This window comes from Corynebacterium sp. HMSC036E10 (assembly GCF_001836265.1).
Lineage (GTDB): Bacteria > Actinomycetota > Actinomycetes > Mycobacteriales > Mycobacteriaceae > Corynebacterium > Corynebacterium coyleae.
Window position 1 is genome coordinate 14120 of record NZ_KV827959.1, and the last position, 26018, is coordinate 40137.

The following is a 26018-nucleotide window of genomic DNA, read 5'->3' on the forward strand; positions in this document are numbered from 1 at the left end:
GACTACACCCCCGGCTTGCCGGTCTTATAGCCCACACCACGCACGGTGAGGATGATCTCCGGGTTCTCCGGGTCGTGCTCAATCTTGGAGCGCAGACGCTGGACATGCACGTTAACCAGGCGCGTATCCGAAGCGTTGCGGTAGCCCCACACGGACTCCAGCAGCTCCTCGCGGGTGTGCACCTGATTCGGCTTCTGCGCCATTTCCAGCAAAAGGTCAAACTCGAGCGGGGTCAGCTGAATTTCCTGGCCGCCGCGAGTCACGGTGTGCTGCGGAACGTCAATGGTCAGATCGCCAACCTCGTAGATTTCCGCCGGCTCGTCGTCAGTACGACGCAGACGCGCGCGGATTCGGGCGACCAGTTCCTTCGGCTTGAAGGGTTTGGTGATGTAGTCGTCCGCACCAGACTCCAGTCCAAGCACCACATCCACCGTGTCGGTCTTCGCTGTCAGCATGACAATCGGCACGGCGGACTGCTTGCGGATCTCGCGGCAAATATCAATGCCGTTGACGCCTGGCAGCATCAGGTCGAGCAGGATCAGATCCGGATCAAAGCTGCGCCACGCGCCAACGGCCTCAGCGCCATCGGTGACGGAACTCGTCTCAAACCCCTCGGCCTCAAGCACGATGGTGAGCATCTCGTTGATCGCCGGGTCATCGTCCACGACCAGGATCTTGTGGGCCACATGTACTCCTTTGTCAGGGCTTTTATGGGGGTTGAAATGACGAGGCTTATGCCAGGTCGCGTATTGCCTGAATGATAACCGCAGGATCCGAACCGCGTACCCACGGCCCACCCCACGACATTTCCGCCAGCCGTCCGTACATCGCATACGTTGCGGCCTGCAGGCCACCATCGCGTTCGTAGCGATCGCGCGCACGCGTTGCGTCCTGCGTCTCGCGCTTCGCTGCACGTTCCCGCGCAAGCTCAGGGCTCGTATCGACGAGCACCTGCAAGTCCGGCCTCGGCAACCCCAAACGCCCAAACTCCAGGTCTTCCACCCAGCGCAAGGCGGCATCGTCACCGGTACGCGCAGTGGTGTATGCGGCGTTAGAGGCCACGTAGCGGTCCAGGATGAGGACGCGGGACGGATCGTCGACGTACTCGTCGAGAAGCGCCTTCGCCCCATGACGGTCAAGTGCGAACAGTGTCGCCATCGCAAACGCGGAATCCGTCACATCCCCCATGCGCCCGTGCAGCGCGTCTTGTGCGAGCTGGGCGTGAATGGAGTCCTCGTAACGCGGAAACGCAAGCGTGTCGGCGTTGAGTTCCTTCTTGATCGCGGTGACAAGCGTGTTCTTGCCCGCGCCATCGATACCTTCAAACGCAATAATCATGGCCGCAAACCGTTAGGCCAGCGCCTCGAGGAACTGCTCAAGGTCCGCCTCGGTCTCCACTGCTTCCAGCACCGCAGCAGCAGCCTCGACGAGCTTCTCGTCGATCTCGTCCGGGCGCAGACGGATGAACGGGTACGCCTCTGCCACATCACCGGCAGAAAAAGGTGCACCCGACCAAATTGCAGCGATCGTCGCCGCAGCCTGGCCGTTGAGGATCTCATCTTCGCTTGCGGAATCCCCATTTGCGGCGAGGAGCACGGCGTCACGCACTGCTTCCACAATCTCGTCGGTATCCAGGTCAGAGATCTCGTCGAGGAAATCTGCATTGGTGTCAATGGTGAAAATCTGCTCGTCCCAGGTCGTCACTGTGACGCTCCTTCCGTCTGTATCGAGTGCTGCAAACACGGTATCTATTACGTCTTTATATACGGCACTTGCACCTTATGGGGGTACACCTTCGCCGTACGACGTGCTATAAACATTCCTACACCACCATACTGTTACCAATTCGTGATGTAAGGGCTGCGCGCCGACCGTGGAAGGAGCGGGGACGTGAAACCGACCAACCGTCGTACCGCTGCTCTTTTTGCTGCAGGCCTCGGGCTTGCTGGCCTGACCGGTTGGACCGTATGGGCGTCATCGTCCACCGGGCCTTCGGACCACGCAGGCTTTTCCGCCGAGGCAGCAGACACCACCAGCGCGCACTCGACAACCTCAAGCACGTCGAGTTCCCGCACAGCGACCAACTCGTCGACAACAGAAACCTCTGCAGATGGGCGCACTGACGGAAACGATGCACCGGTAGACCAGGACTACAGCGCACAACACGGCATGCAGGGTGGCACGCACCACGTCAACCCGAACTATGCGGCGCAGAACGATCCATACCTGCCACCGCACGCAGTGGTGGGCCAGGCAGATCCGGCGCAGCCGACCAAGGTGTACCGCCCGACCAACATCGTTGTGCCGCCACCGGCCCAGTCGGCCCAGCAGGCACCGCAATCACAGCGATCGGGGCCGCAGTCAGCCTCACAGTCGACCCGCCCGTCTGGAACAACGAGCGAAGAACGGCCGAACCGCCCCGAGACAACGCCTGAGTCCCCGTCGGAGTCCAGGCCGCAGCCAACGCCTGAGGCGTCGCACCCGTCCACACCTGACACGCCTGGCACGTCTGCACAAACGCCGACCGAGACCGACTCGGCAGGCACCTCCGGGATCCCCACGGCACCATCCGAGCCCGAGCGCGGCCCCGACACATCTGCGGACAACGAGCCGAAGATCAAGGACGGCAAACCCGCACCCGGCTCCTCCCCCGCCGAGCCAACCTCGCGTGAGAACGATCGCGATGAGCACCCCGAAAACAACAAGGCGATTCCTGCAGACCAGCTGGAGGCTCAACTGCAGTCGCAGGCATCTGCGCCCACAACTGCCCGGGCGCGTGTGCCGGGCAAGGAGGACGTGGCCGGATACCCCCAGCCGGATGAGGGCTTTAGCCCCCGCGAGGCGCTTGACCAGATCGCGCGAAGCGTTACACGGTAGCCACAAACACCTGGGTGGGTTCCCCATCCGTTGCAGGCCGCAGGGTCACCGCACCATCGCTTGCGGGAATCCACACAGCCTCCCCAGCGGCGATTGACATTGTCCCGTCCGTGGCGGTGCCCGCGGTGCAGAGTGCGATTGCGGGGCCATCTTCGTCGATACGCAACTCGCCCTGATCAAGCTCGTGCATGCTCACGGTGAAACTCTCCACCGGCAGCACGAATCGCTTCCCACCAGCCACCTCCTCGGTGTCTGCGCGCGGCGATTCCAACGAAGAAAAGTCGAGTACACGCACGAGCTCTGGCACATCTACGTGCTTGGTGGTCAGGCCACCGCGCAGAACGTTGTCGGAGTTTTCCATGACCTCCACGCCGAGACCGCTGAGGTAGGCATGCAGTTGACCTGCGCCGAGGAACGCCGCCTCACCCGGCTTGAGGGTGACAATGTTGAGCAGCAGAGCCGCAAACGCACCAGCGTCGCCTGGGTAACGCTGCGCTAGTTCAAGGAATACCTCGGCTGCTTCCACAACCCACGCAGGGTGGGCTGCGGTGCCTCCATCGGCGATCGTGCGGGCACTATGTCCGACGGCGTCGAGCACCTCCGTCAGCGCGGGCTTGGGTAACGACACCAGGGTAGTAAACAACACCCGCATGTCTCCTGCACCGCCGGCCGCTGGCAGTAGTGCTGCGTAACGGTCCCAGGCTGGGGAGGAAAACGCCTCGAACAACTCGGTCATCTGCGCCACAGGGCGGAACCCCGCCATCGCACGGAACGTAGTCAACGCGACGATAAGTTCCGGCTTCGGGTTCGAGTCCTTGTAGTTGCGCTGCGGGCTGTTGAGGCTGATGCCCTCAGCGTTTTCCCGTTCGAAGCCAGCAACGGCCTGCTCGCGCGACGGGTGCGCTTGGATACTCAGTGGGGAATCCGCCGCGAGCAACTTCACCAAAAACGGCAGTTGCTCGCCATAATGGGCAATCACGCGGTCGCCCAATGCTGCCTGGGGGTCCTCGGCGATGATCTCGTCGAGGCCACGTCCGTCAATGGTCGCTGGGGCGGCAGGGTGGGCACCAAACCACAGTTCGGCCTCGGGCTTCTCGCTCGGCGAGGGCGTCCCCCTCAGCTGTGCGAGCAGCGTCCGCGACCCCCATGGGTAGGGTCGCAGTACCCCATCCAATCGCTCCATGTGGCCTCCTTTGGTTCTGCGTGAGCGCAAACGTCCAAAATAGCAGTCCCACGCTCCCCGTTCGAGTTACAAGAATTCGGTGCCTAGGAACGAATCAGGCCAAGAATCTCGTTGACCAGCGCGTCGACCTCTTCCTGGGTCGGCGCTTCCGCATTAAGACGCAGCAGCGGCTCCGTGTTGGATGCACGCACGTTGAACCACGCCTTGGAGTCCTTCAACTTCACAGTCACACCGTCGAGGGTGTCTACCGATTCCGCACGATCCGCGAACGCATCCACCACACGCTTCGTCGCCGCTTCCTGGTCGGCAACTTCCGAGTTGATCTCACCAGATGCGACGTAGCGCTCGTACTGCGCCATCAGTTCACTCAGCGGCTTGTCCTGCTCTGCCAGTGCCGCCAAAACGTGGAGCGCAGCGACCAAGCCAGAGTCCGCGTTGAAGAACTCAGCAAAGTAGTAGTGCGCGGAGTGCTCACCGCCGAATAGCGCGCCATGCTCGGCCATCTTGGCCTTGATGTAAGAGTGGCCCACACGGGTGCGTACGGCGGTGCCACCACATTCGTCGATCATCTCCGGCACTGCACGCGAGGTAATCAGGTTGTGGATGATCGTCGCACCGGGGTTCTCCGCAAGGGTGCGCGTGGCAATCAGCGCAGTGATGGCGGAGGGCGAGACGGCCTCGCCCCGCTCGTCGACAACAAAGCAACGATCCGCATCCCCATCAAACGCCAACCCGATGTCCGCACCCTGCTCAACAGTGAACTTCTGCAGGTCAACCAAATTCTTCGGGTCGAGCGGGTTCGCCTCATGGTTCGGGAAAGTTCCGTCTAACTCGAAGTACAGCGGGCGAATATCCATATCCCCCAACGCCGCCGGAACCGTCAGCCCAGCCATGCCGTTTGCGGCATCCACTGCCACGACCAACTTGCGCCGCGTAGGCACCGGCACCAGATCACGCACATACTTCGCGTATGCCTCGAGCGCATTTTGCTTCTCGACGACACCACGTTCCCCCTCAAACTCCGGCACGCCCTCAAGAATCATGCGGCCGATTTCCGACAAACCGGTATCTGTAGACACCGGGGTCGCGCCCGCGCGGCAGAGTTTGATGCCGTTGTACTGAGCCGGATTGTGCGAGGCGGTAAACATCGCACCAGCGCAACGCTGGGAGCCGGCAACGAAGTAGAGCTCGTCAGTCGACGTCAGCCCCAAGTCGGTGACATTAAGCCCCTGGGAGGCAGCTCCCTCGGCGAACGCCGCGGCCAGCGCCGGCGACGACGGACGCATGTCGTGGCCGACCGCGATACGGGTCTCACCCTCCTCGCGCAGAATGTGGGCAAACGCAGCGCCGGCGGTGCGGACAAAGTCCTCGTCGATGTGCTCGCCGACAACGCCTCGAACGTCGTAGGCCTTAATAACGCTGCTCAGAGTCTCACGTGTGTGCTGGATAGCCATGCAGGCCATCTTAGTGCGCCCCGCGACACGACCCCTCCCCGGCTGCTGTGGTTTCGCTATTCCTGCTCAGCCGAAGGATCCGGCACGATGCGCAAATGCGAACGGCGCGCCGCCTTATGCGCAGCAATCTGCTCTTCCACCCGCTTCGTGCGATGCACCGGGTGATTCGAGGTATCCGGGTCGTTGAAGTCGTGCGAGGCCTCGTACTCGATTGGGTCCTGCGAAGAATCGACCAAACCAGTGGTCAGTCGACCCGCCTCACGCACGGCCTCGGCCAAGGCGGTGATGTCGGAGGCTTCCGGATCGTCATCCTCATCGCCTTCTAACTCGACGTGCTCTACACGGACCATTTCCCAACCAACGGGCGCGGTGATGTGGGCGGAATGGCGCTCACACAAGTCCCACGCATGCGGATCTGCTACCGGGGCGAGCGGACCGATCACTGCCGTCGAGTCCGCGTACGCGTAAATCAGCGTGGCCACAGCGGGCCTGCCGCAACCCGGGCGACAACAACGACGGAAGACATTCACGGCGGACAGTCTAAACCCCTTCTTGAGGTTTTTGTACTGCGGCGCGGCGCGCCCCCTCCACACCTGCCTGTTTCCACCTTAGGATTGCCGTCATGCAAACCCCTTCCAGGCCCGGCGTCGGCCCCTCGCACGTCCGCGCCGCACGCGACCGCCACGGGCGAGGTGCCCGTGGCCCGCTCCTGCCCGTTGGGGTGCCCCGCTATCGCTCACGCAACGACGCATTCGACGCACTTGTCATGGAGGCCTACGCCCCGCTCCACAACGCGTACTTTGAGCAGCTGGCAAGCGTGGATCTGGCGGTGGACACGATCCCACGTATGCGCCTGCACGCAGATATGACGATCTTGCCGGACGAGATCATCGCCGACGGCCCGGTCCCTCTCGGGCGGGTGCTCCAGGCAGGCGTGGATCAGCACGGCAACCCCACCCGTGCGCGCTTTGTCGTGTTTCGCATGCCGATAGAACACCGCGCGGTGACCACCCAGGAGCGTGCAGAGTTGCTCACGTGGGTGCTCACCGCGCTGGTAGCAAACTATTTAAATTTGGATCCACGCACTGTGAATCCCGATTTTCCCTGGTAGATCCACCCTGTAGATCTTGGGAGTTGTTAGCCGATCTGCTTCTTCAGACGGCGACGCTCACGATCGGACAGCCCACCCCAAATACCGAAGCGCTCATCGTGCTCGAGTGCGTACTCGAGGCACTCATCGCGCACTGCGCATGCCTTGCAGATTCGTTTGGCCTCACGAGTTGAGCCGCCTTTTTCAGGAAAGAAGGCCTCGGGGTCAGTCTGCGCACACAGCGCCTGGTCCTGCCACTCCTGCTCGACAGTGCCAAACAACTCGTCGAGGGTCATCCCTCCCGCAGCAGCGCCGCGGAGGATGGCGTCCGCTTGATTTTCCACGCCATTACCTTCCCTGTTGCTTAGTTGATCTTTTCGGTGGTCGTTCGAAGAGTGATGCACCCGCTGGTTGCGGATGCGGAAATAACACTTCTGTGATTACACACCGAGGCACTAAATAGTCGCAACCAAAATGTGAACCGAGCGCGCCTTTTTCAGACATTCCCCACGTCAACTTTCACACCAGCCACAACTGTCACAGTATAGCTGCAATGGGGGTGGACTTCGGGGGTACTACATGTAGTGTCGGGACTAAAAAGCGCGACTATTTGGCCGTGTTGGCGTGTCGGTTACGCGTCTGGGGAGAAACGCACTCCCGAATCTGGGATCACAACACCCGGCCACACACGCATGCCACCCTGCAGCTCGCAGCGCGCACCAATCTGGGCGCCTTCACCGATCACACAATCAACCAAGCGCGCATTCGCTCCAATCGTGGCTCCGGCAGCAATGATGGAATTGCGCACCATTGCGCCAGGCTCGATGGTGACGCCGTCGAAGATCACAGAGTCGTCGATACGCGAGCCCGCCCCAATCTCACAGCCACGGCCAACCGTTGTGCCGCCCATCAGAATCACGCCGTGCGCAACACCGGCAGACGGATCCACCACAGATTCGCCCGTACGCCCCTTCAACAGCGGCGAGTACGCAATGCCGCGCACCACATCCGAGGAGCCCTGGACGAAATCGTCCGGGCGGCCCATGTCGCGCCAGTACGACGAATCCACATGGCCGACGACCTTCGCACCCTGCTCAAGCAGGCCCGGGAAGGTTTCGCGCTCTACGGAAACCACACGTCCTGCCGGGATCTGCTCGATCACCGAACGCTTAAACACGTAGCAGCCAGCGTTGATCTGGTCGGTCGGCGGATCCTCGGTCTTTTCCAAAAAGGCCAGCACATTGCCGTCCTCATCCGTCGGCACCGAGCCGAACGCGCGCGGATCCGGCACCCGCACCAGGTGCAGTGTGACATCCGCATCCTTATCCACGTGCGTGTGCGCAATCGCCGACAGGTCCGCGCCAGAAAGCACATCACCGTTGAAGACCATCACGTTGTCGTAGCGGAGCTTCTCGTAGACGTTGCGGATGCCACCGCCGGTGCCAAGCGCTTCTTCCTCCACGACGTATTCGATCTCTAGACCGAACTCGGAGCCGTCGCCGAAGTACTCCTCAAACACCTCTGCCTTATAGGACGTCCCCAGCACCACGTGACGCATGCCAGCCTCACGGATGCGGGCAAGCAGATGTGCCAAGAACGGGAAACCTGCCGTCGGCAACATCGGCTTGGGTGTAGAGACAGTCAGCGGACGAAGGCGTGTGCCACGCCCGCCGACGAGAATCACCGCATCCATTTCTGTGATTTCTGCAATTTCAGCAGACTCGGTGATTTCGGTGGAGGCTGTCTGAGCCATTGCTAGATCCTTCATCTTGTTGTCAGTTCACTTCCCCACGGCCGGTGCCAGCCCTGCGTGCAGGTTTCGCCCTGCCCAACTGCAGCGCACCCCTCACTCGGAGGCCGAGCCACAACGCCCAGCGGATGGGCGCTTGCCACGCATGCGGATGGCGGTCGCGCTGGAACCGATACGCCGAGGCGTGGTGCGCAGGCACCGTAACTCCCCTGTGTCGGTCCGCAACATGGCCCTGATCGTGCAAGATCACGGAACTCGGGCAGTACAAATTGTCCCAGCCTGCACGGGTAAGACGGTCCCCGAAGTCGATGTCTTCCAGGTACATGAAGTAGCGCTCGTCGAACCCGCCGATCTGGTCAAACGCATCCCACCGCACAAGGAGGCACGCGCCGGACAGCCAGCCTGCTGTGCGTTGCACCTCCATATTCGCCCCGGCTTGGTACGCGCGGGAAAACGGGTTGGACGGCCAGTAGTCGTACAGCAGCGCGTGCCCGATCCCCATGACCAGGCTGGGCACCTCGCGCGCGCTGGGGTATGCGGAGCCGTCGGCCTCTTCAATCCTGGGCCCGGCGGCGCCAGCCTTCGGCGCGTCGTCGGCGCAGTGGATCAACTCGTCGATGCTCCCCGGGGTGAACTCCACGTCGGGGTTCACAATAAGGAAGTAGTCGCCGCGCACCGCACCTGCTTTTCGACGATCCCCCAACTGCCGAGCAGCCGCATTAATCGCGGCTCCATAACCGATGTTTCCACCAGTGGGGAAAAACTCCACGTGCTCGTGCTCGCGTGCGGCCTGCTGCGGCACGCCGTCCTTGGAGCCGTTGTCGGCGCAAAGCAGCACAACGGGGCGCGTCGTCGCCTTCTCCAAGGAGGCGATGAGCTGCGCCAAGTGCTCCCCAGGCGAATACGTCACGGTGATCACCGCGAGTGGCGCCTGATGAGCGTCAGGATGATGCTCTGTGTCTTTCACAATGTTGGACAGCATACCCACCATGACCTCCAATTCCGGCGCACGGCACAGGGCGAGCCGGGGAATGTCGTATAATTCCCGGCGTGACTGAGCCCAGGCGGCAAGCCCGCGATATCAAACCTGCCCCGTCCCGGGTGCGGGATGTTTCGCAATCTGGCCACCCCGCACTGCGAACCACCCTTGCCATTGTCTCCGCCGCCGCGATCGCCCTGTCGGGCGTCGGATATTTCGCCGTTGGGCGGCTTGGCGGGCAGTTGAGCGCGTCGGACTTAAAGGTGTCGTCGCAAAGCAAAGGCAAAGACGGCAACGCCCTGGATGGCGCGATGGACATTCTGCTGGTGGGCTCCGATTCGCGCACGGACGCGCAGGGCAACCCCTTAAGTGAGCAGGAACTTTCCCGTCTGAACGCGGGTATCGCGGACGGTGAGATCAACACCGACACCATCATGGTTATCCGCATCCCGGAGGACGGCTCACGCGCGACCGCAGTGTCCATCCCACGCGATACCTATGTGCATACGGACGACTACGGCAACCTGAAAATTAATGGCGTCTACGGCGCACACGCTGCCGCAAAACGCGAAGAACTGATCGAATCCGGCATGAGCGAAGGCCCGGCGCTCGAACAGCAGGTTGCTCGCGCAGGACAAGAGGGACTGATCGACGCCGTAGCGGACCTCACCGGTGTCGAAGTCGACCACTTCGCCCAGGTCGGTCTCCTTGGCTTCGTGCTGCTCACCGACGCTGTCGGCGGCGTCAAAGTGTGCCTGAATAATCCCGTGGACGAGCCACTCTCCGGCGCGAAGTTCCCCGCCGGCGAGCAGACCCTCGACGGTGCGCAAGCCCTGTCGTTTGTGCGCCAACGCCACGACCTGCCGCGCGGCGACCTAGACCGCATCGTGCGCCAGCAGGCCTACATGGCTTCGCTCGTACAGTCGATGCTTTCCGCAGGCACCCTGACCAACCCGGCGAAACTGCGCGAACTGTCTAACGCAGCGGAACGCTCCGTGACACTGGATAAGGGTTGGGACATTGTGGGCTTGGCCCAGCAACTTTCCGGCCTGGCTGGTGGCAACGTCACCTTCACCACCATCCCTGTGACCTCCGTCAATGGTGTCGGTGACTATGGCGAGTCCATCGTCACCGTGGATCTACCGCAGGTGCAGAAGTTCATGGCAGAAGCGATTAAGCCTGAGGAGGACAACACGGACGGCACTGAGGGTTCTGACGGTTCGGACTCCGCCACCAGCGCCCCACGCGAGGCGTTCAACGGCTACGAAGCAGTCGTGCTCAACGCCGGCAGCGTCCCCGGACAGGCTGGACGCGTCGCAGAGGTACTCAATGGCGATGGTCTGACCGTGACCAGCGTGTCCAACGCCATGGAAGGCCTCTACACAGCTACCCAAGTGCTTGCCGCAGACGAGAACGACCCGGCCGCCCAGGAGCTGGCCCAGCTGCTCGGCGGAGTGCCCGTCGTGGCCAACGCCAGCGTGGAGCCGAACACGGTCATTGCCGTCGTCGCGGACGACTACAACGGGCCCGGCGCGATGGATGCTGACGAGGCAGAACAGGTTGCTCCTGTGGGCACGCCAGGTGAGGATTTCGGTGCCAACGAGCCTGCCCCTGAGCTCTCAGCTGGCGAGGACAGCCCGCGCTGCGTGAATTAATATCCCCCAATCGCCTGAAATTCGAATCGGCGACAGGTAAAACCTCTTTGCATGAACATTGCAAAGAATCATTCTGTCCACCACGCCGCCCAGGGCTCCACTTCGGTAGCACCTCAGGAGGCCACATCAGGCACGGTTCCCGACCCGGGACCGGACGATGGGACCGAACGAGATCAGACACCAAGAGGAGCCGTAGACCGGCTCCTCTCTTTTATTGAGCGGGTAGGTAACAAACTTCCGGAACCGTTCACGCTCTTCCTGTTGCTCTTCCTGATCACCGCGGTCATTTCCACAGTGATGGCCTGGGCTGGGTTGCAAGTGCAGGTGCCTGGCGACGACGAGATCCGCCCCATCAAGGGCTTCTTCACCAGCGAAGGCCTTGCCTGGTTCACCGTGAACCTGGGCAAGAACTACGTTGGCTTCCCGCCGTTGGTGTACGTGCTGCCGATCATCTTGGCAGTCGGTATCGCGGAGCGCTCCGGAATGTTGTCGGCGCTGATCCGCAGGCTGTTTTCCTCCGCGAATACCTCGGTACTGCCGTATGCGGTGGGCCTGATTGGTGTGTCCGGTTCGCTGATCGCCGACCCGGCGTTCATCGTCATCCCGCCACTTGCTGCCATGGTGTTCCAGGCTGCTGGCCGTCACCCGGTGGCGGGTCTGCTCGGTGGCTTCGCGTCCGTGGGCGCGGGATACGCTACGTCGCTGTTGCCGGGCTCGCTCGATGCACTGTTTGCTGGCATCACGAATTCCGTGATGGAGGCACTGCCAAGCCTCGACGCCCCTGAGGTCACCGTGGTCTCTAACTACTGGTTCAACCTTGTCTCCGCGATCGTGCTGGGACTTCTGTCCGGCTTCATCATCGACAAGGTCCTCGAGCCCCGCTTAAACAAGCTCGGTGTACCGAACAAGATGGTTGCTGGCGATGACGGCATGACCCGCGACCGCGACGGCAAGGAAATCTCCGCAGAGCTCACCGACGCCGAATCCCGCGGCCTGCGCGCCACTCTGTGGGCCACCCTGCTGCTGACCGTGGTGTGCACGATCGTCGTCCTCATCCCGAACTCTCCGTGGCGCAACGAGGAAGGCAACTTCCTGCCGGACTCGCCCTTGATGCAGTCCACAGTGTTCATCGTGGTGCTCTACTTCGTAGTCATGGGCCTAGTCTTCGGCATGGTTGCGGGCACGATCAAACGCGTACCCGACGTCGCAGACATGATGGCTGGCGCCATGAAGGACATGGTGAACTTCCTCATCCTCGCGTTCATCCTGGGCCAGTTCATCGCGCTGTTTAATTGGTCTGGCATCGGCACCTTCACCGCCGTCAAGGGAGCCAACGCGCTCGAGTCCGCAGGCATCACCGGTTTCGCCGCCATCTTCGCGTTCGTCGTCCTGGCGTCGTGCCTGAACCTGCTGATCATCTCCGGCTCCGCACTATGGACCCTGATGGCGGCCGTGTTCGTGCCCATGTTCGCCCTGATCGGTTTCGATCCGGCCTTCATCCAGGCAGCGTTCCGTGTCGGCGATTCCGCCACCCAGATCATCACCCCGCTGAACCCGTACATCATCGTGATCCTGACGCAGCTGCGCCGCTACGAACCGAAGGCTGGCGTGGGCACGCTCATGTCGCGCCTGATCATGTTCACGGTTCCGTTCTGGATCTTCTGGATGGCCATGCTGTTCATTTGGTACACCTTCGACCTGCCGCTCGGCCCGGGTGCTGCCATCTTCCTGTAGCGCGCCATTCAGGCGTCAGTTACGCGTCATCTAGGCCTCATCTAGCAGCGCCTCCACGGAGATCGCCCCGCCCGCCGCTTCGAACTCCTCGCGAGCGCGCTGCAACAGCACCGGGTCATTGAGTACGTCAGCGATGACTTGGCCGAGCCCCACCGCGGAGTCGATCACACCGTCCATTGCGGCCGGGGTGATCGCCGCATCGGCGAACTTAGTGGTGTGCAGCGCAGTGCCCTCCGGCGCGATCTTGACCAACGGGTGGATGCCGGGCACGAGCTGCGAGACGTTGCCAAAATCTGTCGACGCCGCCTGCGAGTCCGGCAAGATCCCACCCGGCAACACTTCCCTACCCCGCGCCTGCTGGGTCGCACCCCATCGCGCCGCCAAGGTTTCGTTGTTGCGGACAGGAAGCGACATGGGGTGGTTATCCCACTGCACATCCACGCCGGTGCCGGTCATGAGGGCGGCGCCGGTAAGGATGTCGTCGATACGCTTGCTCAAATCCATGAGTGTTTCGGTGTACAGCGAACGCACGTAGAGGCTCAGCGTGGCCGTCTCCGGAATGATCGATGCCCTCGCACCACCGTCCGAGATGATTGCGTGTAGGCGATCCGACGGCGGCATCTGCTGGCGCAACAACCCCATGGCTTGGTACGCAAGCGTCGCAGCATCTAGCGCATTGCGCCCCATGTACGGCTGCATCGACGCGTGCGCGGCAACGCCGGTAAACGTTGCGGTAAGCGAGCGGCGCCCCGTCCACGCGTGCGACACCAGGTCGTAGCAGAACGGGTGGATCATCACCGCACAATCCACGCCGTCGAGCATGCCGCCGCGGATCATGTACTCCTTGCCGGTGTGGCCCTCCTCCGCCGGGGTGCCAAGAAACACGATGCGGCCCGAACCCGAACCTACCGCACCGAGGAAACCACCCACCCCGGATGCAGCGATCACGTTGTGCCCGCACGCATGTCCAATACCCGGCAGCGCGTCGTATTCAGACATCACCGCCACCGTCGGATGTGTGCTCGGGTCAAAATCGTCGCTTTGCCACTCCGCACGCAGCGCTGTTTCCACGCCATGCGCCCCTTGCTTGACGACGAACCCCTGCCCCTCAAGCACCTTCGCAATCACAGCCTGCGCATGGAATTCCTGAAACGCCTCCTCCGGGTTCGCGTGCAGGTCACGCATGATGTGTTCCAGGTCGGCCCGGACGGCTTCGACGTTGCGCTCGACCTTCCCCCACACCGCGTCACGCTCCGGATAGCCCGGCTCAACCGGGAACTGCGGCGACGCAGCGGCGATCTCATCTCGCACCACTGCGTCCATGCGTTGCAGGAAGGCAGGGTTCGGTGGGGTTGGGCTGGTCGGGCGGTTGGGATGCGTTTCGCTCACGGTCCGCTCACTCTCCGTCGATCGGATTACGTTTCTACAAAACCCTAGCGCAGAATTAATGTGACTGGTACAACATATACGCATGAGTACGCGAAAAGCCACAGAGAGCGCCGAGCTCGAGCGCTCTGCCGACAGCAGCCCACCACAGAAGAAAACCGCAATGGATCGCCTCCTCGGCACCATCGAGTCGGTAGGCAACAAACTTCCGGAGCCATTCACGCTCTTCCTTATCCTGTTCCTCATCACCGCGGTGATCTCCACCGTGATGGCGTACTTCGGGGCCGAAGTCGCAGTGCCCGGCGAGGACGAAAGTGTGAAGATCAAGGGCTTCTTCACCGGTGAAGGCCTGGCCTGGTTCACCACTACCCTCGGCCAGAACTACCTCGGCTTCCCGCCACTGGTCACGGTCCTGCCAATCATGCTCGCCGTGGGCGTTTCCGAGCGCTCCGGCATGCTCTCCGCGCTCATCCGCAAGCTCTTCGGCTCCGCTAACCGCTCGGTTCTGCCGTACGCGGTGGGCATCATCGGCGTGACCGGCTCGATCATGGCGGACGCCGCGTTCGTGGTCATCCCGCCGCTGGCCGCGATGGTGTTCAAGGCCGCTGGCCGCCACCCGGTCGCAGGCCTGCTCGGTGGTTTCGCCGCCGTCGGCGCTGGCTACTCCACCGCACTAGTGCCGACGTCGCTGGACGCCCTGTTCGCCGGCATCACCAACGCCGTGATGGAAACCCTGCCGAGCATGGACGCCACCGAGGTCAACCCGGTGTCCAACTACTACTTCAACATCGCCGCCTCTATCATCCTGGGCCTGGCGTGTGGCTTCATCATCGACAGGATCCTCGAGCCCCGCATGCACAAACTCGACGTCCCCCAGGAGATGGTCGAGGGCGACGACGGCATGAACCGCGACGCCGACGGCAACGAGATCTCCGTCGAACTGACCAAGCCGGAACGCCGCGGCCTGATGTGGGCGGGCGTCGCCACGCTTATCGTCACGGCAATCATCCTGTTCGCAGTACTCATCCCGGATTCCCCGTGGCGCAACGAAGAAGGTGGCTTCCTACCGAAGTCCCCGCTGCTGCAGTCGATCGTGTTCATCGTCTTCACCTACTTCATGGTCCTCGGCATCGTCTACGGCAAGGTCGCTGGCACAGTGAAGAACATCAAGGACGTCGTGGACATGATGACCAAGGCGATGGGCGACATGCTCGGCTTCCTGGTTCTCGCGTTCATCCTCGGCCAGTTCATTTCCCTGTTTAGCTGGTCCGGCATCGGCACCTTCTCCGCCGTCAAGGGCGCAGAGATGCTCGAGGCGGCCGGCATCACCGGCTTCGCGGCCATCCTCGCGTTCATCATCCTGGCGTCGTGCCTGAACCTGTTGGTTATTTCCGGCTCCGCGATGTGGACCCTGATGGCAGCCGTGTTCGTCCCAATGTTCGCCCTGATCGGCTTCGAGCCCGCCTTCACGCAGGCCGCGTTCCGTGTCGGCGACTCCGCCACCCAGATCATCACCCCGCTGAACCCGTACATCATCGTGATCCTGACGTTGCTTCGTCGATACGAGCCCAATGCGGGCCTGGGCACGCTGATGTCGCGCCTGATCGTGTTCGTGGTTCCGTTCTGGGTGTCCTGGGCTGCCCTGCTGTTCATCTGGTACATCTTCGACCTGCCGCTCGGCCCCGGCGCTGCCATCTTCCTGTAGTGCCTACACTGGGCGAGCATGAGCATGCTCGCCCCACTTCTCGCCGCAGATCCCGCATCCCCGCGCTTCACCATTTACGACGATGCGCGGGGATTACGCATGGATTTCTCCGCCCAAACGCTGGACAACTGGGCCAGCAAAGTAGCCAACATGCTCGACGAGGAATTCGACCTCCCCCTCGACGCGAGCATCGTCATCGACCTGCCCGTCTCCTGGCAGGCTGCGGTGATTGCGGTGGGCACGTTGAACTCGTCGCGCACTCCGCTTATCGACGACCACCCAACCTCCCCGGATATCGTCTTCACCACCCCGGAACGCGCCGACGCCTGGACCGATGCCGCCGAGTGCGTTCTGGTCTCCGACGACCCGTTCGGCCGCGGCGTCGAGGAAGCCGGCGGCACCATTCCGCCCGGCACCGTGGACTTCGGCCCCACCGTGCGCTTCTACGGCGACGACTACTTCGGCAACAGCCCAGACCTGTCCACCTTCGCCCAGCCAGGCGTTGAGGCCGAACGCTACCTCGCCCAAGATTGGCGTGGCACCGATGACTTCACGATGTCGGTGATGGTACCGCTGGCCGCTGGTGGATCCGTGGTCGTCGTCACGGGTTCGGTATCCGATGAACGGCTCCAGGAGATCTCCGCCGCTGAGAACGTCACGCGGCGTATCCAGTAGTCATAACTGTTACCCCTGCACTCCTGGGCTAAGCTGTGCCGGACACTACCCGCATTGATGAAGGGAATCCGGCATGTCCCGCACGCTGATCCGCCGCACTGGTGCGCTGGCTCTCGCCCCCGCACTGACCGTCAGCCTCGCCACCGCAACTGTCGCCCCGGCCCAGGCTGAGACCACGGCTCAGACGGAAACCGAGAACACAAACAGCACCCCGAAAGACAAGAAGATGGCCACCGGCCCGGGTAGCTCCGAGTACACCCAGGATGAAGTCGATAACGCAGGGCGCTTCGTCGCGCTGCTGGTCGGTGCGGCTGCGATCATCGCCACCCTCGGCGCAGCAGGCCTGTACTTTGCTGGCCCACACTTCGGCATCAACCTGCCGGGTCTCCCCCGCTAGTCCCGGGCGCCGCCGTGCTGGCCGACGCCGCCCGGCACGTGTTGCATGGCTCAGCGGCCGAAGAGGCGGCGGGCGAGTCGTCGCCAAGCAACGCGCGTGATGGAGTGCGGCACGGCGAACACTTCGCGCGCGTAGTTTTTCTTCCGCGAGGTTTCAGGCGTCGTCGCAGCGACCATGCGCACCGGGATGCCCAGGTGCCACGCCCACACGCGGGTACGGGGGACGTGGAAACCGCTGGTCACTACGGTGAGGTACGACGCGTCGGGGAACAGCGCGCGGGAACGTTCCAGGTTTTCGTTCGTGGACCGCGCATGCGGCTCGAGCACCACCGCCCCGGCAGGCACACCGTGGGCGGTGAGCCAGGCGGCCATGATGTCGGCCTCCCCGTCGCCGGACACCACGATCGGCGCCGGATTCGCACGCCACACCTCGAGCGCCTTGTGCAAGCGGTGCTCGAGCATGCGAGAAGGGCGCCCGTCCACAATCCGGGCGCCTAACACAACGATTGGGTTACTCACCCATCAGGCGCTGGCGCAGCGCCTCGTCCTTGCGCTCTACCTCGGCTGCCATACGCGCCTGGTAGTCCACCATCTTGCGCTGCACAGCCGGGTCGGCGGCACCCAGGATGCGGGCGGCGAGCAGGCCGGCGTTCTTTGCACCACCGATGGAGACCGTTGCCACCGGGACACCTCCCGGCATCTGCACGATGGACAGCAGCGAATCCATGCCGTCGAGCGTGTCCAGCGCGCGCGGGATACCGATGACCGGCAGCGGCGTGGCCGCGGCGACCATGCCCGGCAGGTGTGCGGCACCGCCAGCGCAGGCGATGATCACCTGCAGGTCACGGGCGTGTGCTTCCTTGGCGTAGGCGAGCATTTTGTCCGGGGTGCGGTGGGCGGAGACCACGCCGACCTCGAACGGGATGCCAAACTCGGCGAGTACCTCGGCGGCCGGGGCGACGGTGTCCCAGTCCGAGTCCGAGCCCATGATGATGCCAACTTGCGGCTGTGCCATCTGCTTAGTCCTTCCAGGTTGCGTGGATGATGTAGTGCGCGGCGTCCTCGGCGATCGCGAGTGCCTCCTCGACGGTGTCGGCGCACACGTTGACGTGGCCCATCTTGCGGCCCGGTCGGTGGTCCTTGCCGTAGAGGTGCACCTTGGCCTGCGGGTACTTGCGCATCACCGCGACGACGCGCTCGGCCATCGGGGTATCCGGGTCCTCGTCGCCGCCAAGGGTGTTCACCATGACAGTCGCCGGCGCGAGCGTGTCCACGGCACCGAGCGGCCAGTTCAACACCGCACGGATGTGCTGCTCAAACTGGGAGGTCAGGCAGCCGTCCTGGGTCCAGTGGCCAGTGTTGTGCGGGCGCATGGCCAACTCGTTGACGGCCACCTCCGGGCCGTTCGGACCCTCAAACTCGAACAGTTCCACCGCCAGCACGCCGGTGACACCCAAGCCTTCGGCCACGCGGACGGCGAGTTTCTCGCAGTGCTGAGCCAACTCGTCTGACATGTTCGGTGCGGGCGCGATGGCCACGCGGCAAATGCCGTCTGCCTGGCGCGACTCCACCACCGGCCACGCGCGTACATCGCCGGAGCGGTTGCGTGCCACCATGGCGGACAACTCACGGGTAAAGGCGACCTTCTTCTCCGCCATCAGCGGCAGGTCGCGGCCAAGCAGGTCCTCGACGAGTTCCGCGCACTCGCTTCTCGACGACGGGAACCACACCCCATGCCCGTCATACCCACCCCGCGTCGCCTTCAGGCAGACTTGACCGTCGGTCTCGTCCCAGAACGCCTCCGCGTCCGCAGCCGACGTGATGGCCGCGAACGGCGGCACCGGCAGGCCCGCCTCAGCGAGGCGGCGGCGCTGCTCGAGTTTGTCCTGGGCGTAGATGAGGGCTTCGGGGCGGGGTTCGACGGCGACGCCGTCGTCGATAAGCAATTGCGCGTACTCGTTCGGCACATGCTCGTGATCAAACGTGACCGCGTCCGCGCCCTCGACGATCGCGCGCAGATCCTCAAGGTTGGTGTAGTCGCCGATGCGGACATCACCGAAGACTTGCGCCGCCGACTTGTCCTTACTCGACGCGAGCACGCGAGTGTCCACGCCGAGCTCGATAGCTTCTGTTTGCATCATTCGTGCCAATTGGCCGTCGCCAAGCACGGCGACAACAGGCATCCCATACGCGTTACTCACGCCCCACACTGTAGTCGGCCAACCGACTAGCATCGCAGCCATGTCTGAAACCATCGCCCGCCACACCATTTTCCAAAACTCTCTCATGACCGCACTTCTCGACGGCATCTACGACGGCGAGCTCACCATCAGCGACATCCTGAGCAAAGGCAACTTCGGCCTCGGCACCTTCGACGCCCTCGACGGCGAGATGCTCATCCTCGACGGCGTATGCCACCAACTCACCTCCGACGGCAAAGCCCGCGTCGCTGACCTCGACCAACGCACCCCCTTTACCGTGGTGACCAACTTCGTACCCCGCCTGCGTTTCGATGCCCCCGCCGGCATGGTCCGCGCCGAACTCGCCAGATTTATCGACGACGCCGAACCCAGCCACAACTTCTTCACCGCCGTCAAAATCACCGGCCGATTCAAAGAAGTCCGCGTGCGTACCGTCACCAAACAAGAAAAGCCCTATCCCCCAATGTCCGAGGCGGTCTCCGACGACGCCGAACACATCTTCACCGACGTCGAAGGCGTCATCGGCGGATTCCGCACCCCCATGTACGCCAAAGGCATCGGTGTGCCCGGCTGCCACGTGCATTTCATTGACGACGACCACACGCGCGGCGGCCACGTCCTCGACTACACCGTCGACGACGCCGTCATCGAACTGTGCCCCGGCACCGACATGGAACTGCACCTGCCCGTCACCGCCGAATTCCTCGGCGGGCACCTCTCGCCTGAGGACCTCGACGAGCAGCTCCACACCACGGAAGTCAAGGACTAGCCGCGGGGCTGCGGCGCGGGTGCTGCGGCGCGGGGGCGCCTAGCCGCGCAGCTGCGACTGCAGCACCTTCTCCACCGCGCGCGTCTTGCCCACCCGATCGAAGCGCACCGGTTGGGCGTATCCATACAGCGCGATCCACAAGCCCCCGCGCTCCCGGCGCACCGAATGGATCTGGCGCAACGGGATCGAATCCACCGCGCCACGCCGCCCCCGCGCCAGGACGCGCTTGTCGGTGACCACGAAGCGCCTGCGTCGCGACGACACCAACGGCAACACAAACCGCCACAGGGCCAGCATCGCCCAGATCAGCACCACAATGTTGCGCATCCCCGGATCGATGTGCGGGGTCACGTCCATCCAGCCGATCGCCATCCAGGCGATACCCGTGAGCGCCACTAACTCCAGCAACGGGAACGTCAACGAAGAAAGCGGCGCACACACATCGGCGAGGACCACCTCGTCCTCGCCGACGCGAAACACCGCTTTGTTAGCCATGACCGGCTAGGTTACTGCACGCCTACTGGGTCGGGCGGAGGTGGTGGACATCGCCGACGGAGAACGGGGTGTCGTCGATAAGCACCTCGCCCTCATCATTAATGCCCGTGACCAGGCCGCGCACCGTCTCCTCCCCCTCGCGCAACTCCAAGCGAACCTGCTGGCCGATGGTGGAACAGACCTTGCGGTAATCCTCCAACAACTGCGGGTCGCGCTCCTGCCACTGCTTCAAACGACGGCCCATCGCGGCGAGGATGTCGGCGGTGAACTCGTCGAAATCCACGTCAATGCCCTCCAGGTTCAGGGCGGTGGCGGTCTCCACCGGCAGATCCTCCGGACGCATAGCGACGTTAATGCCGATGCCCACAATCACCCGCGGCATATCCAACGCCGAGAGGATGCCAGCGATCTTCTTGCCGCAAATCTGCACATCGTTCGGCCACTTCAACTGCGCCTGCGGCACCACATCCGTCACCGCCACCCCCGGCGCGATAGACAGCAACCCGAACGGCGGCGGGGTATCGGTCACGTCGATGACCATGCTCATGGCCAACTGCGAGCCCTTCGGCGACACCCAATGGCGGCCCAAGCGGCCCTTGCCAGCGGTTTGCTCGTCTGCGATGAGCACCGTGCCCGGCGCGGAACCGTCCTTGAGCAGGTCCGCGTTCGTCGACCCGGTGGACTCGACCCACCGCACGTCAGTCCAGTATTCGGCCACCTTGTCCTGAATTGCCTGCACGTCCTTGACACTCATGGTCACGAGCGTAGTAGCGGGCAGGGTGTTGGGGTTTCGGTGCCCCTCTCCCCGCAAAGGTCAGTTAGCGCGCTTCGCCGAAGAGGCACCCCATTTCTGAAAATTGGGTAGTAGGAGTCCTGAAAATCAGGTAGTAGCCCTTCTGAAAAACGGGTAGTAGAAGTCCTGAAAATCAGGTAGTAGGAACTATTCATGCTGTACACTACCCGTATGTCATATCTTCGGCGCACGCTTGATGACGAGCTTGATCTCCTTATGCCTCACCTGCCCGCAATCGCAATTGACGGACCAAAAGGTGTGGGCAAGACCGACACTGCAAGGCGCCGAGCCGACGCTGCTTGGTATCTCGACGATCCCGATATGAGGAACGTTGCCGAGGCAGATTTCTCGCTCTCCTCCGCACCAGATGGAACTCTTCTACTAGATGAGTGGCAGCATCTTCCCCAGATCTGGGATTCTGTCCGCCGTCAAGTAGATCAGGGCGCTGGGCCCGGGCGCTTCCTCCTCACCGGCTCTGCTACCCCAGTTGACCCGAAGGGCTCACACTCTGGGGCCGGACGCATCGTCTCACTGAGAATGCGACCAATGGCAGTGCATGAACGTGGCGTCGCTAACCCCACATGCAGCTTCGCCGGGATCTTGGCCGGAAACACCGATGTAACTGGTTCTTCTGACTGTACGCTCGACGACTACGCACGCCTCATCACCGGAAGCGGATTCCCCGCCATCGCTTCCGCGAATCCGCTCATCCAGGTCACACTGCTGGATTCCTACATTGAGCGAATCATCGATCGTGATATTCCCGATGCAGGATACGAGGTGAGACGGCCGGAATCGCTTCGAAGCTGGTTGCGTGCATACGCTGCTGCAACAGCGACTACCACCGCTTACTCCAGACTGCTTGATGCGACCACCGGCGGTCAGACTGAACAACCGAATCAGAAGACCACACTCGCTTATCGTGAGCACCTTGCAAAGATTTGGCTGCTTGATCCAGTTCCTGGTTGGGTTCCAGAAAACAATGAGTTCAAGCGTCTGCAGCAAGGCCCAAAGCATCACTTGGCTGACCCCGCCCTCGCTGCCAGACTTCTTGGAATATCCTCATCTGGCCTCTTGAGTAACCGTGCTGCGCACATGTTCGGGCCGCTTTTCGAGTCTCTGTGCGCGCTCACCCTGCGTGTACTGGCCCAAGCAAACAGGGCCAAGGTCTACCACCTCAGGTCCAACGCGGGAGAGCGGGAAGTCGACTTCATCATTGAGGGCGCTGAACGGGAGGTACTCGGGGTGGAGGTCAAGCTGAAGCCTCATATCGACGACGCCGACGTCCGACACCTCCTATGGTTGCGCGAACGTATTCCAGACCGCGTCACCAACCTCATGGTCCTTACCACGGGGAAACAGGCTTATGTACGACGTGACGGTGTGATCGTTATGCCTCTCGTGCTTCTCGGCAATTAGTGTTCCCCGCTCCCTCACCCCAACCCCGCGCTCCGGCCACGCGAACCACGCCCCGCCGTAGCGAAACGTCTGGCGACGCGCCGTCGATAGGCAATGTGGCAGGAACAATCTCGGAATCTAGACTGGGGCGTTATGAGTTCATCTAAACCCGACATGACCACGACGGCTGGCCGCATTCAGGATCTGCGCAATCGCCTGGATGAGGCGCAGGCACCGGTCGGTCAGGACGCGATCGATGCTGTCCATGAGGCTGGCGGCACCACTGCTCGTGAGCGCGTGCTTTCGCTTCTCGACGACGGCACGTTCGTGGAGACCGACGCCCTGGCCAAGCACCGCGTCGAGGCATACAAGATGGACAAGTCCAAGCCTTCCACCGACGGTGTGATTACGGGCTACGGGCTGATCGACGGCCGTCGTGTCTGCGTCTTCTCCCAAGACCCGACGATTTTCGACGGCCAGGTCGGTGAGGTGTACTGCGAGAAGATCCTCAAGATCTACGACTTGGCAACCAAGACCGGCGTGCCGCTGATCGGTATTTATGACTCGACTGGCCCGCGTTGGAAGGAAGGCATTGTCACCGCGCATATGCAGGCACAGATCCTGCGTGCGGCAACCCGTGCGTCGGGTTTGATTCCGCAGATCGCGGTCGTGGCCGGGGATGTCGCCTCGCTCGCTGCCACCACGGTCCCGATGGCGGACATCACCGTCATGGCCGAGGGCGCGTCCCTGCACGTGACCACGGCGGACATCGTGAGCAAGGTCTCCGGCGCCGAAACGACTTCCGATGAGCTTGGCGGCACCGCCGTCCACGCCGCGGAGACTGGCCTGGCGCAGCTCGTCGCCGCGACCGATACGGAAGCGGTGGACCTGGCCCGTACCGTGGTCAGCTACCTGCCGCTGAATAACAAGGCCGCTTCCCCGCTGGGCGCGGACAACGCCGAGGCCCCTGCGACGGAGGCCGACCTCGACACATTCATGCCTGACGACGACAACCAGCCCTACGACGTCACCGACATCCTGGCTTCGGTCACCGACGGCGACGTTCTGGAACTCTCCGCTGGCTTCGCAGGTTCCGTGGTCACCGGTTTTGCGCACGTGGGCGGGCGCGCGGTTGGTGTCGTCGCAACGCAGCCGAGTGTTTTGGCTGGCTGCCTGACCCGCGACGCCGCACGCAAGGCCGCACGCTTCATCCGCACCTGCGACGCGTTTAACCTGCCGATCGTGCAGTTCGTGGACTCCCCCGGCTTCCTCCCGTCGGTCGAGGAGGAGCGCTCCGGGTCCGCCGCAGCCGCCGCCGCACTCGCCTACGCGTTTGCAGAGGCCCAGGTGGGCACGATCACCGTGGTCACCCGCAAGGCGTTCGGTCCGTCGTACGCGCTGCTCGGCTCGAAGGGCCTGGGCGCGGACCTGGTGTTCGCTTGGCCGACCGCACAGATCGCACTGGCAGACGCCACCACCGCCGCCGAGGCGATCGGCACCGACGAGGAGCAGTACGCCGCGGACAACCTCAACCCGTACGTGGCCACTGAGCGCGGAATGGTCGACGCCGTCATCGAACCGTCCACCACCCGCGCCCGCGTCCTCGAGGGTCTGCGCCTGCTTGAGCGCAAGGTGACCTACCCGGCCCAGAAGAAGCACGGCAACATCCCGCTGTAAGGAGGCTGACGTGGATATTCAGGTAGTTAAAGGCAACCCCACCGAGGCGGAACTGCAGGCGCTGACCGAGGTGCTGCTGCAGCTCCAGCGCGAACGCAAGCAGTCCGGGGTGCAGCCGGACGCCAACATGTGGGGTGCGTCCCACCCGGCGACTGCGTTTAATCCGCACGCGTTCGATTCGGCGGCGTATTTCTAATGCGGTTGGTGTTGGCGTCGCAGTCGCCGTCGCGACGCATGCTGCTCGAACAAGGCGGCGTCACCCCGGTGCTGCGCCCCGCGCACATCGATGAGGATGCGGTGATCGCTGTACTTGGCGACGTCCCACCCGCCACCACCGTGGCCACCCTCGCCCGCGCAAAAGCCGAGACCGCAATTGCGGAATTCCCCGACGACGTTGTTGTTGGCTGCGACAGCATGCTGCTTCTCGACGACACCTTGCTGGGCAAACCCCACACCGTCGACGAAACTATCCGCCGGTGGAAAGCACAGCGCGGTAAGGAAGCACACCTGCTCACCGGGCATGCGGTGTGGTTCGGCGGCGAATGGGTCGTGGATACCGTCACCACCGCCATCCGCTTCGGTGACGTATCCGATGCCGACATCGAGGCCTACGCCCGCTCCGGCCAGCCGCTTCAGTGCGCCGGCGCGTTCACGCTCGAGGCACTCGGCTCCTGGTTTATCGACTCCATCGACGGCGACCCCACCAGCGTCATCGGCCTGTCCATGCCACTTTTGCGCCGCTGCCTGTACCGCTTCGGGCTGGACGCCTCCGACTTCTGGACCGCGTAGCGCACGTTGTGGGTAGCCTGGCCATCATGGAAATCAACGACATGCTTGCACCGAAGCCCATCGAACTTCCCGCAGACCCGGCCACCGGCAAGGACCTCCTTGCCGACGACACCGCGCTCGCCCACCCCGACTCCCCCGCCGTCTGGGCCACCCGCGCCGAGCGTGAACTCGAATCCGGCGACAAACTCATCGCTTACGCCTACGCCCGCACCGGTTACCACCGCTCCCTGGACCGCCTGCGCGCCAACGGTTGGAAGGGCTGGGGTCCGGTCCCGGCGTCCCACGAGCCGAACCGCGGTGTGCTCAAAGCCATCGCGATGCTCGCGCTGACCTCCAAGGCGATTGGCGACGACGCCGAGTACGACCGCTGCCGCCAAATGCTCTCCGATGCCGACCCGGCTAGCGTAAAGGAGCTGCTGGGGTAGGCGTCAAAAGCAGATCGTCTAGCTGCCTGTGAGGGGGCACTAGACGATCACTGTTATGTCCATAGAGTTTTTGGACAAGGAGTCCAGCCACTTATTGGACAAGGAGTCCAGTGAGTTATTGGACACGTCCTAGCCGTAGTTTTTCCGGGTGGGTTTGGCTCGCTTTGGTCTGGGTTTGGATAGGTCATGACGTAGCTTCGGTGGACGACGGTGCGTCATACCTTCGACGTGGTTGATGTTGATCTGTCCACCGGTGGGGCGGTGTTTGAGCTTGATCGGCAACGGAAAACTAAACAGGAATTCCCCGTCGTGAGCGGTGTAGAACTCGGCGACATTGTCGACGGTGACGTGACTTAAGAGATCCCTGTCTGCAAAGCGAAGACCGACATAGAGCGAGTAGCCGCAAACGGCAACGACACCGTGACGGTTGATGCGAAGCTCCAGTGGCACATCGATGTATTCGTATTCGAGTTTCTCCAACTCGTCTATGCTGGTTATATCCGCGAGTGATGCACCTGGTGTGGTGATTGCAGGAACGGTTTTGAACCTGGGTGAAGTGGCAGCTTCCCCAGGATCTTTTACATCCG

At 62.8% G+C, this 26018-nt stretch carries 28 protein-coding genes and 1 pseudogene; 13 read left to right on the forward strand and 16 right to left on the reverse strand.

The annotated features are described in order from the left end of the window. Positions 1–2 precede the first annotated feature (2 nt). The 3 genes from mtrA to HMPREF2736_RS02490 are packed head-to-tail and all read right to left on the reverse strand — an operon-like array spanning position 3 to position 1704. On the reverse strand, positions 3–686 hold the full coding sequence (mtrA, locus tag HMPREF2736_RS02480) for an MtrAB system response regulator MtrA (protein ID WP_083279481.1): 684 nt from the start codon (positions 684–686) through the stop codon (positions 3–5). A 46-nt stretch (positions 687–732) separates the two neighbouring features. After that, on the reverse strand, positions 733–1338 hold the full coding sequence (locus tag HMPREF2736_RS02485) for a dTMP kinase (protein WP_070422854.1): 606 nt from the start codon (positions 1336–1338) through the stop codon (positions 733–735). Positions 1339–1350: 12 nt separating this feature from the next. Then, on the reverse strand, positions 1351–1704 hold the full coding sequence (locus HMPREF2736_RS02490; protein WP_070422853.1) for a DUF4259 domain-containing protein: 354 nt from the start codon (positions 1702–1704) through the stop codon (positions 1351–1353). A gap of 186 nt (positions 1705–1890) precedes the next feature. Here HMPREF2736_RS02490 and HMPREF2736_RS02495 point away from each other — a divergent pair, with 186 nt between their 5' ends. Further along, positions 1891–2877 carry a hypothetical protein gene (locus tag HMPREF2736_RS02495; protein WP_070828814.1) on the forward strand — a complete coding sequence of 329 codons (987 nt, stop codon included), beginning with the start codon at positions 1891–1893 and terminating at the stop codon, positions 2875–2877. On the opposite strand, the gene manA is transcribed toward HMPREF2736_RS02495, so the two are convergent. The 3 genes from manA to HMPREF2736_RS02510 all read right to left on the reverse strand — a co-directional run bounded on the left by manA (position 2867) and on the right by HMPREF2736_RS02510 (position 6044). After that, a complete protein-coding gene (gene manA, locus HMPREF2736_RS02500) occupies positions 2867–4060 on the reverse strand; it encodes a mannose-6-phosphate isomerase, class I (protein ID WP_070816003.1) in 1194 nt (397 codons plus the stop codon). The two genes, HMPREF2736_RS02495 and manA, sit on opposite strands and share 11 nt — an antisense overlap. A gap of 83 nt (positions 4061–4143) precedes the next feature. Further along, positions 4144–5514, reverse strand: a complete 1371-nt coding sequence (locus HMPREF2736_RS02505) for a phosphomannomutase/phosphoglucomutase (protein ID WP_070828815.1) — start codon at positions 5512–5514, stop codon at positions 4144–4146. Positions 5515–5570: 56 nt separating this feature from the next. Further along, positions 5571–6044: a DUF3499 domain-containing protein gene (locus HMPREF2736_RS02510; RefSeq protein WP_083279486.1), complete on the reverse strand. Its 474-nt coding sequence runs from the start codon at positions 6042–6044 to the stop codon at positions 5571–5573. A gap of 92 nt (positions 6045–6136) precedes the next feature. Between HMPREF2736_RS02510 and HMPREF2736_RS02515 the strand changes: the two genes are divergently transcribed. Then, the gene (locus HMPREF2736_RS02515) at positions 6137–6625 is read left to right on the forward strand and encodes a metallopeptidase family protein (protein WP_070422848.1); all 489 of its coding nucleotides are present in this window, start codon (positions 6137–6139) and stop codon (positions 6623–6625) included. A 26-nt stretch (positions 6626–6651) separates the two neighbouring features. On the opposite strand, the gene HMPREF2736_RS02520 is transcribed toward HMPREF2736_RS02515, so the two are convergent. The 3 genes from HMPREF2736_RS02520 to HMPREF2736_RS02530 form a co-directional block, all read right to left on the reverse strand. Further along, the gene (locus tag HMPREF2736_RS02520) at positions 6652–6900 is read right to left on the reverse strand and encodes a WhiB family transcriptional regulator (protein ID WP_180952331.1); all 249 of its coding nucleotides are present in this window, start codon (positions 6898–6900) and stop codon (positions 6652–6654) included. Between the two features lie 335 nt (positions 6901–7235). Then, positions 7236–8297: a mannose-1-phosphate guanylyltransferase gene (locus HMPREF2736_RS02525; protein WP_070422892.1), complete on the reverse strand. Its 1062-nt coding sequence runs from the start codon at positions 8295–8297 to the stop codon at positions 7236–7238. An 82-nt stretch (positions 8298–8379) separates the two neighbouring features. Next, positions 8380–9336, reverse strand: a complete 957-nt coding sequence (locus tag HMPREF2736_RS02530) for a glycosyltransferase family 2 protein (protein WP_070828822.1) — start codon at positions 9334–9336, stop codon at positions 8380–8382. Positions 9337–9404: 68 nt separating this feature from the next. On the opposite strand from HMPREF2736_RS02530, the gene HMPREF2736_RS02535 reads away from it, so the two are divergent. Together HMPREF2736_RS02535 and HMPREF2736_RS02540 are read left to right on the forward strand one after the other, a co-directional pair. Then, complete coding sequence (locus tag HMPREF2736_RS02535) at positions 9405–10988, forward strand: LCP family protein (protein WP_070828816.1); 1584 nt, start codon at positions 9405–9407, stop codon at positions 10986–10988. 51 nt (positions 10989–11039) lie between these two features. Then, entirely contained in the window at positions 11040–12722 is a 1683-nt protein-coding gene (locus tag HMPREF2736_RS02540) for an AbgT family transporter (RefSeq protein ID WP_083322952.1), read from the forward strand. A gap of 30 nt (positions 12723–12752) precedes the next feature. On the opposite strand, the gene HMPREF2736_RS02545 is transcribed toward HMPREF2736_RS02540, so the two are convergent. Further along, on the reverse strand, positions 12753–14045 hold the full coding sequence (locus HMPREF2736_RS02545) for a M20 family metallopeptidase (RefSeq protein ID WP_070422846.1): 1293 nt from the start codon (positions 14043–14045) through the stop codon (positions 12753–12755). Positions 14046–14271: 226 nt separating this feature from the next. Between HMPREF2736_RS02545 and HMPREF2736_RS02550 the strand changes: the two genes are divergently transcribed. The 3 genes from HMPREF2736_RS02550 (at position 14272) to HMPREF2736_RS02560 (ending at position 16885) form a co-directional block, all read left to right on the forward strand. After that, entirely contained in the window at positions 14272–15813 is a 1542-nt protein-coding gene (locus HMPREF2736_RS02550; RefSeq protein ID WP_083322953.1) for an AbgT family transporter, read from the forward strand. An 18-nt stretch (positions 15814–15831) separates the two neighbouring features. After that, entirely contained in the window at positions 15832–16488 is a 657-nt protein-coding gene (locus tag HMPREF2736_RS02555; protein ID WP_070820669.1) for a TIGR03089 family protein, read from the forward strand. A 73-nt stretch (positions 16489–16561) separates the two neighbouring features. Beyond that, positions 16562–16885 (forward strand): hypothetical protein, encoded by a 324-nt coding sequence (locus HMPREF2736_RS02560; RefSeq protein WP_070828817.1) that lies wholly within the window; start codon positions 16562–16564, stop codon positions 16883–16885. A 50-nt stretch (positions 16886–16935) separates the two neighbouring features. Here HMPREF2736_RS02560 and HMPREF2736_RS02565 read toward each other — a convergent pair whose 3' ends face one another. From HMPREF2736_RS02565 to HMPREF2736_RS02575, 3 genes are read right to left on the reverse strand one after another with little or no spacing between them, the layout of a single operon-like run. Next, positions 16936–17403, reverse strand: coding sequence for a YdcF family protein (locus HMPREF2736_RS02565; RefSeq protein ID WP_083322954.1), 468 nt, complete (start codon positions 17401–17403; stop codon positions 16936–16938). Further along, positions 17396–17899 carry a 5-(carboxyamino)imidazole ribonucleotide mutase gene (gene purE, locus HMPREF2736_RS02570; RefSeq protein WP_070422842.1) on the reverse strand — a complete coding sequence of 168 codons (504 nt, stop codon included), beginning with the start codon at positions 17897–17899 and terminating at the stop codon, positions 17396–17398. The genes HMPREF2736_RS02565 and purE overlap by 8 nt, the downstream gene beginning before the upstream one ends. Before the next feature lie 4 nt (positions 17900–17903). After that, positions 17904–19067: a 5-(carboxyamino)imidazole ribonucleotide synthase gene (locus HMPREF2736_RS02575; RefSeq protein ID WP_083322955.1), complete on the reverse strand. Its 1164-nt coding sequence runs from the start codon at positions 19065–19067 to the stop codon at positions 17904–17906. Between the two features lie 58 nt (positions 19068–19125). On the opposite strand from HMPREF2736_RS02575, the gene budA reads away from it, so the two are divergent. Further along, positions 19126–19854 (forward strand): acetolactate decarboxylase, encoded by a 729-nt coding sequence (budA, locus tag HMPREF2736_RS02580; RefSeq protein WP_070828819.1) that lies wholly within the window; start codon positions 19126–19128, stop codon positions 19852–19854. Between the two features lie 39 nt (positions 19855–19893). Here budA and HMPREF2736_RS02585 read toward each other — a convergent pair whose 3' ends face one another. Together HMPREF2736_RS02585 and HMPREF2736_RS02590 are read right to left on the reverse strand one after the other, a co-directional pair. Continuing rightward, a complete protein-coding gene (locus HMPREF2736_RS02585) occupies positions 19894–20349 on the reverse strand; it encodes a hypothetical protein (protein WP_070449537.1) in 456 nt (151 codons plus the stop codon). Positions 20350–20371: 22 nt separating this feature from the next. Continuing rightward, positions 20372–21103 (reverse strand): biotin--[acetyl-CoA-carboxylase] ligase, encoded by a 732-nt coding sequence (locus tag HMPREF2736_RS02590; protein ID WP_070828826.1) that lies wholly within the window; start codon positions 21101–21103, stop codon positions 20372–20374. A gap of 192 nt (positions 21104–21295) precedes the next feature. Between HMPREF2736_RS02590 and HMPREF2736_RS02595 the strand changes: the two genes are divergently transcribed. The 5 genes from HMPREF2736_RS02595 (at position 21296) to HMPREF2736_RS02615 (ending at position 25431) form a co-directional block, all read left to right on the forward strand. Continuing rightward, the gene (locus HMPREF2736_RS02595; protein WP_246822041.1) at positions 21296–22561 is read left to right on the forward strand and encodes an ATP-binding protein; all 1266 of its coding nucleotides are present in this window, start codon (positions 21296–21298) and stop codon (positions 22559–22561) included. 132 nt (positions 22562–22693) lie between these two features. After that, positions 22694–24217, forward strand: a complete 1524-nt coding sequence (locus HMPREF2736_RS02600; protein WP_070828820.1) for an acyl-CoA carboxylase subunit beta — start codon at positions 22694–22696, stop codon at positions 24215–24217. A 10-nt stretch (positions 24218–24227) separates the two neighbouring features. Then, positions 24228–24413 (forward strand): acyl-CoA carboxylase subunit epsilon, encoded by a 186-nt coding sequence (locus HMPREF2736_RS02605; protein ID WP_070422838.1) that lies wholly within the window; start codon positions 24228–24230, stop codon positions 24411–24413. Next, positions 24413–25006, forward strand: a complete 594-nt coding sequence (locus HMPREF2736_RS02610) for a Maf family protein (RefSeq protein ID WP_070449531.1) — start codon at positions 24413–24415, stop codon at positions 25004–25006. The genes HMPREF2736_RS02605 and HMPREF2736_RS02610 overlap by 1 nt, the downstream gene beginning before the upstream one ends. A 26-nt stretch (positions 25007–25032) precedes the next feature. Further along, positions 25033–25431, forward strand: a complete 399-nt coding sequence (locus tag HMPREF2736_RS02615; protein ID WP_070449528.1) for a DUF3151 domain-containing protein — start codon at positions 25033–25035, stop codon at positions 25429–25431. Between the two features lie 129 nt (positions 25432–25560). Here HMPREF2736_RS02615 and HMPREF2736_RS12345 read toward each other — a convergent pair. Further along, a pseudogene (locus HMPREF2736_RS12345) lies at positions 25561–26018 on the reverse strand (transposase); the annotation flags it as partial.

Excerpts from the sequence above, each read along its gene's own strand:
- HMPREF2736_RS02485 (WP_070422854.1), bottom strand. The coding sequence starts at position 1,338 with ATGATTATTGCGTTTGAAGGTATCGATGGCGCGGGCAAGAACACGCTT.
- manA (WP_070816003.1), bottom strand. The coding sequence starts at position 4,060 with ATGGAGCGATTGGATGGGGTACTGCGACCCTACCCATGGGGGTCGCGG.
- HMPREF2736_RS02505 (WP_070828815.1), bottom strand. The coding sequence starts at position 5,514 with ATGGCTATCCAGCACACACGTGAGACTCTGAGCAGCGTTATTAAGGCC.
- HMPREF2736_RS02515 (WP_070422848.1), top strand. The coding sequence starts at position 6,137 with ATGCAAACCCCTTCCAGGCCCGGCGTCGGCCCCTCGCACGTCCGCGCC.
- HMPREF2736_RS02520 (WP_180952331.1), bottom strand. The coding sequence starts at position 6,900 with ATGACCCTCGACGAGTTGTTTGGCACTGTCGAGCAGGAGTGGCAGGAC.
- HMPREF2736_RS02525 (WP_070422892.1), bottom strand. The coding sequence starts at position 8,297 with ATGGATGCGGTGATTCTCGTCGGCGGGCGTGGCACACGCCTTCGTCCG.
- HMPREF2736_RS02530 (WP_070828822.1), bottom strand. The coding sequence starts at position 9,336 with ATGCTGTCCAACATTGTGAAAGACACAGAGCATCATCCTGACGCTCAT.
- HMPREF2736_RS02540 (WP_083322952.1), top strand. The coding sequence starts at position 11,040 with ATGAACATTGCAAAGAATCATTCTGTCCACCACGCCGCCCAGGGCTCC.
- HMPREF2736_RS02545 (WP_070422846.1), bottom strand. The coding sequence starts at position 14,045 with ATGGACGCAGTGGTGCGAGATGAGATCGCCGCTGCGTCGCCGCAGTTC.
- HMPREF2736_RS02550 (WP_083322953.1), top strand. The coding sequence starts at position 14,272 with ATGGATCGCCTCCTCGGCACCATCGAGTCGGTAGGCAACAAACTTCCG.
- HMPREF2736_RS02555 (WP_070820669.1), top strand. The coding sequence starts at position 15,832 with ATGAGCATGCTCGCCCCACTTCTCGCCGCAGATCCCGCATCCCCGCGC.
- HMPREF2736_RS02560 (WP_070828817.1), top strand. The coding sequence starts at position 16,562 with ATGTCCCGCACGCTGATCCGCCGCACTGGTGCGCTGGCTCTCGCCCCC.
- purE (WP_070422842.1), bottom strand. The coding sequence starts at position 17,899 with ATGGCACAGCCGCAAGTTGGCATCATCATGGGCTCGGACTCGGACTGG.
- HMPREF2736_RS02575 (WP_083322955.1), bottom strand. The coding sequence starts at position 19,067 with ATGCCTGTTGTCGCCGTGCTTGGCGACGGCCAATTGGCACGAATGATG.
- budA (WP_070828819.1), top strand. The coding sequence starts at position 19,126 with ATGTCTGAAACCATCGCCCGCCACACCATTTTCCAAAACTCTCTCATG.
- HMPREF2736_RS02585 (WP_070449537.1), bottom strand. The coding sequence starts at position 20,349 with ATGGCTAACAAAGCGGTGTTTCGCGTCGGCGAGGACGAGGTGGTCCTC.
- HMPREF2736_RS02590 (WP_070828826.1), bottom strand. The coding sequence starts at position 21,103 with ATGAGTGTCAAGGACGTGCAGGCAATTCAGGACAAGGTGGCCGAATAC.
- HMPREF2736_RS02595 (WP_246822041.1), top strand. The coding sequence starts at position 21,296 with ATGCTGTACACTACCCGTATGTCATATCTTCGGCGCACGCTTGATGAC.
- HMPREF2736_RS02600 (WP_070828820.1), top strand. The coding sequence starts at position 22,694 with ATGAGTTCATCTAAACCCGACATGACCACGACGGCTGGCCGCATTCAG.
- HMPREF2736_RS02610 (WP_070449531.1), top strand. The coding sequence starts at position 24,413 with ATGCGGTTGGTGTTGGCGTCGCAGTCGCCGTCGCGACGCATGCTGCTC.
- HMPREF2736_RS02615 (WP_070449528.1), top strand. The coding sequence starts at position 25,033 with ATGGAAATCAACGACATGCTTGCACCGAAGCCCATCGAACTTCCCGCA.